General features: G+C 76.0%; 9 protein-coding genes. 3 read left to right on the top strand and 6 right to left on the bottom strand.

Annotated features, from left to right (window positions below; all coding sequences use genetic code 11):
• A partial coding sequence (locus tag L1885_RS18995; protein ID WP_235798350.1) for a glycerate kinase occupies nt 1–1,100 on the bottom strand: 1,100 nt, incomplete at its 3' end.
• 260 nt (nt 1,101–1,360) lie between these two features.
• On the opposite strand from L1885_RS18995, the gene L1885_RS18990 reads away from it, so the two are divergent.
• On the top strand, nt 1,361–1,855 hold the full coding sequence (locus tag L1885_RS18990; protein WP_235798349.1) for an NUDIX domain-containing protein: 495 nt from the start codon (nt 1,361–1,363) through the stop codon (nt 1,853–1,855).
• Nucleotides 1,856–1,963: 108 nt separating this feature from the next.
• Here the strand turns inward: L1885_RS18990 and L1885_RS18985 are convergent, their stop codons facing one another.
• Complete coding sequence (locus L1885_RS18985) at nt 1,964–2,467, bottom strand: methylated-DNA--[protein]-cysteine S-methyltransferase (RefSeq protein WP_235798348.1); 504 nt, start codon at nt 2,465–2,467, stop codon at nt 1,964–1,966.
• Nucleotides 2,468–2,589: 122 nt separating this feature from the next.
• Complete coding sequence (locus tag L1885_RS18980; RefSeq protein WP_235798347.1) at nt 2,590–4,086, bottom strand: AlkA N-terminal domain-containing protein; 1,497 nt, start codon at nt 4,084–4,086, stop codon at nt 2,590–2,592.
• A 200-nt stretch (nt 4,087–4,286) separates the two neighbouring features.
• Here L1885_RS18980 and L1885_RS18975 point away from each other — a divergent pair, with 200 nt between their 5' ends.
• Nucleotides 4,287–5,144, top strand: coding sequence for a metallophosphoesterase family protein (locus L1885_RS18975; RefSeq protein ID WP_235798346.1), 858 nt, complete (start codon nt 4,287–4,289; stop codon nt 5,142–5,144).
• Nucleotides 5,141–5,839, top strand: a complete 699-nt coding sequence (locus L1885_RS18970; RefSeq protein ID WP_235798345.1) for a 4'-phosphopantetheinyl transferase family protein — start codon at nt 5,141–5,143, stop codon at nt 5,837–5,839. The genes L1885_RS18975 and L1885_RS18970 overlap by 4 nt, the downstream gene beginning before the upstream one ends.
• 187 nt (nt 5,840–6,026) lie before the next feature.
• Here the strand turns inward: L1885_RS18970 and L1885_RS18965 are convergent, their stop codons facing one another.
• The 3 genes from L1885_RS18965 to L1885_RS18955 all read right to left on the bottom strand — a co-directional run.
• On the bottom strand, nt 6,027–7,046 hold the full coding sequence (locus L1885_RS18965) for a DUF5954 family protein (RefSeq protein WP_235798344.1): 1,020 nt from the start codon (nt 7,044–7,046) through the stop codon (nt 6,027–6,029).
• Between the two features lie 469 nt (nt 7,047–7,515).
• Nucleotides 7,516–7,698, bottom strand: coding sequence for a hypothetical protein (locus L1885_RS18960; protein WP_235798343.1), 183 nt, complete (start codon nt 7,696–7,698; stop codon nt 7,516–7,518).
• Nucleotides 7,699–7,711: 13 nt separating this feature from the next.
• On the bottom strand, nt 7,712–8,279 hold a 568-nt coding region (locus L1885_RS18955; protein WP_372481977.1), incomplete at its 5' end, for a trypsin-like serine peptidase.

Here is an 8,279-nt window from a genome sequence, read left to right as displayed (position 1 = left end):
GGGTCGGGCTCCAGGTCGCTCAGCGCGTACGCCCGCAGGATCCCCGCACCCCGCAGCGCCGGCGGCGCGAGCGCCAGACGGCCGCACACCGCCACCACGTCGATGCCCCGCGCGCGGGCCGCGGCGGCGACGCCCGCGGGCGCCTTGCCGTGCAGCGTCTGCTCGTCCAGCGAGCCCTCACCGGTCACGACCAGCGTGGCGCGCTCCAGCGCCGCCGCGAAGCCCAGCACGTCGAGCATCACCTCGATGCCCGCGCGGAAGCGGGCGCCGAGGCCCACCAGCGCGCCGTACCCGATGCCGCCGGCCGCCCCCGCTCCGGGCGCCCGGTCCAGCCCCGCCGCCGGGGGGCCGAGCAGCGATTCCAGCACCGCCGCGTAGCGGCCGAGCGCGGCGTCGAGTGCCACGACGTCCTCGGGACCGGCGCCCTTCTGCGGGCCGTAGACGGCGGCCGCGCCCTTGGGTCCGGTCAGCGGGTTGTCCACGTCGCTCGCGAGCACGATCTCCGTGTGCGCGAGGCGCGGGTCCAGGCCCGAGAGGTCCGCGGACGCCAGGGCGGCGAGGCCGCCCCCGCCCTCCGCGACCGGCCGGCCCGCCGCGTCCAGGAAGCGCGCGCCGAGTGCCGTGAGCATCCCCGCGCCGCCGTCGGTGCTCGCGCTGCCGCCCACGCCGAGGACGACCGAGCGGGCGCCCGCGTCCAGGGCCGCGCGCAGCAGCTCCCCGGTGCCGTGCGTCGTCGCCGTCAGCGGCGCGAAGACGCCCGGCGGCAGGTGCTGGAGGCCGGAGGCCTCCGCCATCTCCACCACCGCCGTGCCGCCCCTCAGCGCGTACGCCGCGGTCAGCCGCTCACCGCGCGGCCCGGTCACGGGCACCTCGCGCCGCTCGAAGCCGGCCGCTACCGCCGCGGCGACCGTGCCGTCGCCGCCGTCCGCGACGGGCAGCGCCTCGACCGGCACCCCCGGCGCGACCCGGCGGATGCCGGCCGCCACCCGCTCGGCGACCTCGACCGCCGTCAGCGAGCCCTTGAACTTGTCCGCGGCGACCAGCACGCTCGCCCGAGCGCCCCCGTCACCGTGGCCCCCACTCACCGCTCCGTCCGTCACGTGTCATTCCTTTGCAGTCGAACAGGCAGTCGCGCCGCCCCGACCCTATCCGGGGCCCGGACACCTGCCCAGACCGGACCGGGCCCGCCCGCGGGAGGGGAGGCGAGAGGGAAGGCGGCAGGCCGCGGCGCTCCGAGGACGCCGACGACGCCGACGGCACGCGGCGTGCACGCGGGACGCAACGCAACGAGGGCGGGCGGGGCGCGGGAGCGAGGACGCCGGGTCGGGCCGGCCGCCGGACGATGGCCTAGGCTGCCCGCGTGACACTCAGCGACGACTACGCCACGTACATCGCGGGTCTGCCCCGCATCCTGGCCGGTGCCGCCATGTTGTTCCGGGACGGCGAGGGCCGCGTCCTGGCGGTCGAGCCGAACTACCGGGAGGGCTGGGCCCTGCCCGGCGGGACGGTCGAGTCCGACGAGGGCGAGAGCCCCCGGCAGGGCGCCCGCCGGGAGACGCTCGAGGAGATCGGCCTGGACATCGCGCCGGGCAGGCTGCTCGCCGTCGACTGGGTACGGGGGCCGGGCCGCCCGCCCATCGCCGCGTACCTCTACGACGGGGGCGTGCTGAGCGCGGGGCAGCTCGCGGAGATCGTGCTGCAGGAGGCCGAGCTGGTGTCCTGGCGGCTGGTCGGGCGCGACGAGATCCCCGCGTACTTCCCCGGGTCGCTGGGGCGGCGGGTCGCGTCCGCCCTGGAGACGGCGGAGAAGGGCGGCGACACGGTGGAGCTGGAGGACGGCCACCCGGTCGGCTGACCCCCGCACCGGCCCCGCCGGCCCTCGCGCGCCGTGGAGGCGGCCGGGAAGGGCTCGGCGCCGCCCGCGCCCGCCCGACGGCCCACCCGGCCCGCCCGGGCGGCCCACTCAGAACAGTGCGCCGGGCGGCGCCTCCACGTGGCCGGACTCCAGGGTGAGCAGGCGCTGCTTGTTCGCGAGCCCGCCGCCGTAGCCGGTGAGGCCCCCCGTGGAGCCCACCACCCGGTGGCAGGGCACCACGATGCTCACCGGGTTCTTCCCGTTCGCCAGGCCCACGGCCCGCGACGCTCCCGGCCGGCCGAGCGCGGCGGCGAGCTGCCCGTACGAGCGTGTCTCCCCGTAGGGGATGAGGGTGAGCTGCTTCCACACGAGGCGCTGGAACCCGGTGCCTTCCAGGTGCAGCGGGAGGTCGAACTCCCGCAGTTCGCCCCGGAAGTAGGCGTCGAGCTGCGCGACGGCCTGCGGGAACGGCTCGGCGGAGCGTGCGCCGAACGTCTCACGCGGGGGCATGTGGCGGTGGTCCGTCATGTAGACACCGCTCAGCGCCCCGTCGGTCGCCACCAGCGTGAGCGGGCCGAGCGGGCTGTCCATCAGGCTGTGACGGCGTTCCATGTCCTCACTGTCCTCACATTCCTTACGGTCTTCACTGTCTTCGTCTCTCCTGAACCCGCCCGCCCGACCCCCCGGGACGGGTCCGGGTCGGGCCGGTCCTTGTACCGGGGCCCGAGCGCGCCTCACGCCGGAAGGCGGTTGATCGCGTGGTCGTCGGTGGCCCACAGGTACTGGGTCGCGTAGGCGCGCCACGGCCGCCAGGCCGCCGCGCGTGCCGTGAGCGCGGCCGGGCCGACGGGCAGGCCGAGGTGTGCCGCCGCCTTGCGCACGCCGAGGTCCGTCGGCAGGAAGGCGTCGGGGTCCCCCAGGGCCCGCATGGCGATCGCCTCCACCGTCCAGGGCCCGAATCCGCGCAGCCCCGACAACCGGGCCCGGGCCTCGTCCCAGTCGCTGTCGGGCCCGAGGCGCAGCTCGCCCGAGGCCAGTGCGGCCACGAGCCCGGTGAGCGTGGCGCGCCGCGCTCTCGGGAACGCGAGCGCCTCGGGGTCCAGGCCGGTGAGTGCCCGCGGCGAGGGGAAGAGGTGCGTGAGGCCGCCGCCCTCGGAGTCGTCGACGGGGACGCCGTGGGCGCTCACGAGGCGCGCGGCGTGTGTGCGGGCCGCGGCCGTGGAGACCTGCTGGCCGAGCACCGCGCGCACGGCGAACTCCTCGGCGTCCACCGTGCGCGGGACCCGGCGGCCCGGGGCCGCGGCCACCAGCGGCGCGAGCCGGGGGTCCGCCGCGAGCTGCTCGTCCACCGCGACCGGGTCGGCGTCGAGGTCGAGGAGCCTGCGGCAGCAGCTGATGGCGACGGTCAGGTCGCGCGTGTCCGTGAGGGAGAGGCGGCAGGCCACGTGGTCCGGCCGCGGGGCGAGCGACACGATGCCGTGGCCGTAGGGCAGCGTCAGGGTGCGCCGGTAGGCGCCGTCCCGCCATTCCTCCACGCCGGGCACGGCGGTGGCGGCCAGGTGCCCGAACAGGCTGTCCGGGTGCAGCGGCGCGCGGAACGGCAGCCGCAGCTGGATCACGCCCGGCACCCGGGACGGCTCGCCGCGCCGGCCGCGCGCCGCGCCGGCCCGGGCGGCCCGCGCCCGCAGCTCGCTCGGCGGCAGCGCGAAGACCTCCTGCACGGTGCCGTTGAACGAACGCACGGACGCGAACCCGGCGGCGAACGCGACCTGGGCCATCGGCAGGTCCGTCGTCTCGATCAGCAGACGCGCGGTCTGCGCCCGCTGCGCGCGCGCCAGCGCCAGCGGACCGGCCCCGAGTTCGGCACGCAGTTGGCGCTCGATCTGCCGGGCCGAGTAGCCGAGGCGCGACGCGAGACCCGGCACGCCCTCCCGGTCCACGACGCCGTCCTGAATGAGCCGCATCGCGCGGGCCACGCTGTCGGCCCGCGCGTTCCAGGCGGGCGAGCCGGGGCTGGCGTCGGGCCGGCAGCGCTTGCAGGCCCGGAAGCCGGCCTGCTGGCAGGCCGCGGCGCTCGGGTGGAACACCATGTTCTCGGTCTTGGGGGGCACCACGGGGCAGCTCGGCCGGCAGTAGATGCCGGTGGTCAGGACGGCCGTGAAGAACCAGCCGTCGAAGCGCTCATCTTTGGAGCGAACCGCGCGCACGCAGCGTTCCCTGTCGGTGTGCATGCTTCCAGCATCCGCGACGACGGCCGCCGAAGCTCGCAGAAAAACGACATCAAGGTCGCGGGGCCCAGCGGGTAGCATCCTGCCGTGACGAGCATCCGCGAGACTCCGCCCGCCTCGGGGCCGATCCATCGCCGCCCCGGTCCCTCCGCTACGGTGCGGGCCCGCGCGGCCCGTCCGCGCGCCGTCCGGGGCGGAGGCGCGTGACGCCCGGCGGGGCGCGGCTGCTCGCGATCAGCGACCTGCACGCGGCGCATCCCGACAACCGGGAGATCATCGAGTCCCTGCGGTCGGGCACCGACGGCGACTGGCTGCTCGTGGCGGGGGACGTCGGCGAGATCAGCACGGACATCGAGTGGACGCTGTCGCTGCTCGCCGAACGGTTCGCCAAGGTCGTGTGGGTGCCGGGCAATCACGAGCTGTGGACGCATCCGTCGGACCCGCTGACGCTTCGCGGGCGGTTCCGCTACGACCACCTCGTGTCGGTGTGCCGGGGTCTCGGCATCACCACGCCCGAGGACCCCTACCCCGTGTGGGAGGGTGCGGGCGGCCCGGTGACCGTGGTGCCGCTGTTCCTCCTGTACGACTACTCGTTCCTGACGCCGGGCACCTCCACCAAGGAGGAGTCGCTGCGCGTCGCGCGCGAGGCGGGGATCGTCTGCACGGACGAGTACATGCTGCACCCCGACCCGTACGAGAGCCGCGAGGCCTGGTGCGCGGCCCGGGTGGAGGAGACGGCCAAGCGCCTCGCCGCGTGCTCCCCCGACTTCCCGACGCTGCTGGTCAGCCACTGGCCGCTGCGGCGCGAGCCGACGGACATCATGTACTACCCGCAGTTCGCGCAGTGGTGCGGCACGACGCGCACGGCCGACTGGCACGTCACCCACCGTGCGCTCGCCTCGGTCTACGGCCACCTCCACATCCCCCGCACCACGCACTACGACGGCGTGCCGTTCGTCGAGGTCTCGGTGGGTTACCCGCGCGAGTGGCGCGGGCGCACGGGCCGGCCTCGTCCCGGGCTGCGCGAGATCCTGCCCGCGCTGGCACGGGAGGCGGGATGATCGCGGAGCTGCTGCCGGCGACGGTGACGGCGTACGACACGTTCGCCGACGCGTCGGGCGACGTGCTCTTCCCGGAGGAGCGTGCCGTGGTGGCACGCGCGGTGGACAAGCGCCGCCGCGAGTTCACCACCGTCCGGGACCTGGCGAGGACCGCGATGGCGGAGCTCGGCATCGCGCCGGCGCCGCTGCTGCCCGACCAGCGGGGCGCTCCGCGCTGGCCGTCCGGCCTCGTCGGCAGCATGACGCACTGCGACGGCTACCGCGCAGTGGCCGTGGCCCGGGACACGGACGTGCACGCCGTCGGCATCGACGCGGAGCCCAACGCCCCGCTGCCCGAGGGGGTGCTGGCCGCGGTGACGCTGCCGGCCGAGCGGGCACGGATCGCCGGCCTGCTCGCGACGCATCCCGGAGTGGCCTGGGACCGCCTGGTGTTCAGCATCAAGGAGACCATCTTCAAGGCGTGGTACCCGAGAACGCGCTACGAGCTGGACTTCGCCGAGGCGGACGTGACGCCGGAGGCCGACGCGCCGTCCGGCACGTCGGGGACGTTCGGGTTCGCCCTGTCCCTGTCGCGCGAGGGCCCGGACCCCCGGTGGCTGAGCGTGGTCTCCGGGCGCTGGACGGCGGGCGAGGGCGTCCTCGTCACGGCCCTCTCGGTACCGAGGACGACGCTCCCGGGCCAGCGACGGGGCTGAGGGGCGCGGAACGGGCACGCGGAACGGCCCGCCGCGGTCCCGCGTGCCCGGGCGGCGCCCCTCCGGCCGCGGGGCGGAGGGACACGTGGGCACGGCGCCGGGGGCGCCTGCTCGCCCGCGCGTGTCCCGACGTGCGGTACCGGCCGCGGCGGACGGCGACCTCACGCCGCCGCGCCGGGGCACGTCCTCAGCCGGACGGCAGGGAGTCCTCTTCGTCGTCCGCGACGGGGTGCAGCCGCATCGGCCCGTACGCGTCGTGGTCGGAGCGGCGCGGCGGCTCCGGGCCGTCGGGACCGGTGCGGACGAGGCGCTCGATGCGGCAGACGCGGAACAGCGTGTCGTCGACGCGTACTTCGTTGGCGCGCCGTGCCGCCCGGAAGCGGCGGGCCGCCCGCGCGTACGCCTCGGTCGTGCGCCGGTCGAAGTGGAAGAGCATCGGCCACGCGCCAGTCATGCTCTCGTAGAGCAGCCTGCGGGCGTCGTGGGGCGTGGGGAGCAGCGAGCTGCGGGGCGTCCACACCGTGCCGCGGCGTTCGGCGACGCCGAAGCCGGTGGGCAGCAGCACGACATCGGGGTGCGTCTCCACGGCACGCGCCGAGTCGGCGCGCACCTCGGCCGGGAAGCGCGCGCCCGTGTACGCGAACCGGCGCAGCGCAAGTCTCAGCGCACCGGCCATCGGGCTCGGTTCCTCCTGCCCGGCCTGCAGGCACGTGCCCGGGTCGCGCGAGGACGTGTCGCCGTCGCCTTCCCAGGACGTGCGGTGCGGTTCCACGTCGGTGGGGCGCGGCGGTTCGAGGCCCTCGTCGCCGCTGCGCGCCATCTCGTCGGCGCGCACCACCCGGTAGCGCACGCCGAGGACGTCCAGTTCGTCGGGCGCCGCGCGTTCCAGCAGCCCGACCGCCGCGAGCAGCGCCCGGCGCTCCGCGGGCGCGTCGTCGCCGTCCTTGGCCCGGAACCACAGCAGCGAGTTGAGCGCGTCCCGTGCCTCCTGCGGGGTGGAACAGGTGACCGGCCGCACGGCGCGCCAGGTCCCGCCGTGGCCGGGCTCGCGCGCCGCCACGCCGAAGACCGGCCCGCGCAGGGCGAGATGGGGGTACCTGAGGGACGCCCGGACGGCGTCCGCCTCCCGCACCCAGGCGGTGGGATCGTCGCGCCGCACGAGACCGGCGTGAAGCCGGTCGATCTGCCGCATCCAGTCTCCGGGCATGCGCTCATTGTCCACGCGCCGCGACGGAGCGTGTCCCGCGCGCGGCGCCACAGGCCCGGGACATGGGCGATCCGGGCGGAGTTCGCGCAGGTGGCCGGGGGTCCGGGACTCCTGGGGTCGGCCGGGACACGGACCGGCGCACGGTCGCATCCCCCGGGCGCACGAGCGCCGGATCCGGTACGGGTGTCCGCCGGGCGCACCGGAGGGCGCCCGGCGGACATCGCGGGACCGCCGACCGAGGGCCGGCGTCCAGGGCCCCGGTCCAGGGCCCCGGCCCGGACCCGCGGCCGGTGGTGCCGGGATCCGGACGACCGGATCGGGAACCGGCCCGGACCAGGGACCTGCCAGGGTCAGGAACGGGGCGGAGCCGGAAACCGGCCGCGTCCGGAACCGGATGGGATCGGGCACCGGCCGGAGTCAGGAGCCGGGCGCAGCCGGGAACCTTCCGGGGCCCGGCATCGGGGCGGGGTCAGGAACCGGCCTGCTGGTAGAGGCTCAGCGCCTCGTTGCCGAGGTACGGGTGGTACTCGTTGCTGCCCGCGCTGACGCTGATGTTGCCGACCAGGTACCCGCCGCCGGTGGAGGCGTCGAAGTTCGCGAGGAACCCTCCCCCGCTCGATCCGCCGGTCTGCACGCAGTCGATCCCCCACATCGTGGATCCGGCCCTACATCGTGGATCCGGCCCTGCCGGTGTCGGGCGCCTCGGTCCCCTCGCAGTGGTTGAGACGCTCGCCGCCACCCTCCGCGGCGGAGCCGCCGTAGCCGAACGAGTGGACGTCCTGGCCGGTCGCCGGGTTGAAGACGATGCCCTCGGCGCCCACCGTGTCGACGAGGGTCCTGCCGTTTTGCGGGGCCAGCCTGGCGAACGCGAAGTCGTAGTTGGCGTTGCCGCCGGTCGACACGTACTCGTCCCGGTGGAAGAGGGCGGAGGCGGTGAACGTGCCGTACGGGCGGCTGCCGTTGGCGTATCCCGGGATGAACACCCAGTTGTGGTAGACCTCGCCGGTGGCGGCGTCGACCACGCAGTGCCCGGCCGTGAGCACGACGGACTTGTTGTCGCTGTTGGCCACGGTCGCGGAGCAGGCGAACGTGCCGCCGGAGGCGTTCTGGAAGAACACCTTCCCCTCGGTGGTGGCGATGAGCCCGCCGCCGGTCCAGGCGGTCGGCTGCGAGGCGGCGGGAGCGGCGACCGCGCCGGCAGCCGCGTGCGCGGCCCGCCCGGCGGCCGTGCCG

It is taken from the genome of Streptomyces fuscigenes (assembly GCF_021556455.1).
Lineage (GTDB): Bacteria > Actinomycetota > Actinomycetes > Streptomycetales > Streptomycetaceae > Streptomyces > Streptomyces fuscigenes.
This window is presented reverse-complemented; position numbering and strand designations above follow the sequence as displayed.

What these genes read in the sequence shown, in the direction of transcription:
- L1885_RS18970 (WP_235798345.1), top strand. Translation starts at nt 5,141, where the DNA reads ATGATCGCGGAGCTGCTGCCGGCGACGGTGACGGCGTACGACACGTTC.
- L1885_RS18965 (WP_235798344.1), bottom strand. Translation starts at nt 7,046, where the DNA reads ATGCCCGGAGACTGGATGCGGCAGATCGACCGGCTTCACGCCGGTCTC.
- L1885_RS18985 (WP_235798348.1), bottom strand. Translation starts at nt 2,467, where the DNA reads ATGGAACGCCGTCACAGCCTGATGGACAGCCCGCTCGGCCCGCTCACG.
- L1885_RS18960 (WP_235798343.1), bottom strand. Translation starts at nt 7,698, where the DNA reads ATGTGGGGGATCGACTGCGTGCAGACCGGCGGATCGAGCGGGGGAGGG.
- L1885_RS18980 (WP_235798347.1), bottom strand. Translation starts at nt 4,086, where the DNA reads ATGCACACCGACAGGGAACGCTGCGTGCGCGCGGTTCGCTCCAAAGAT.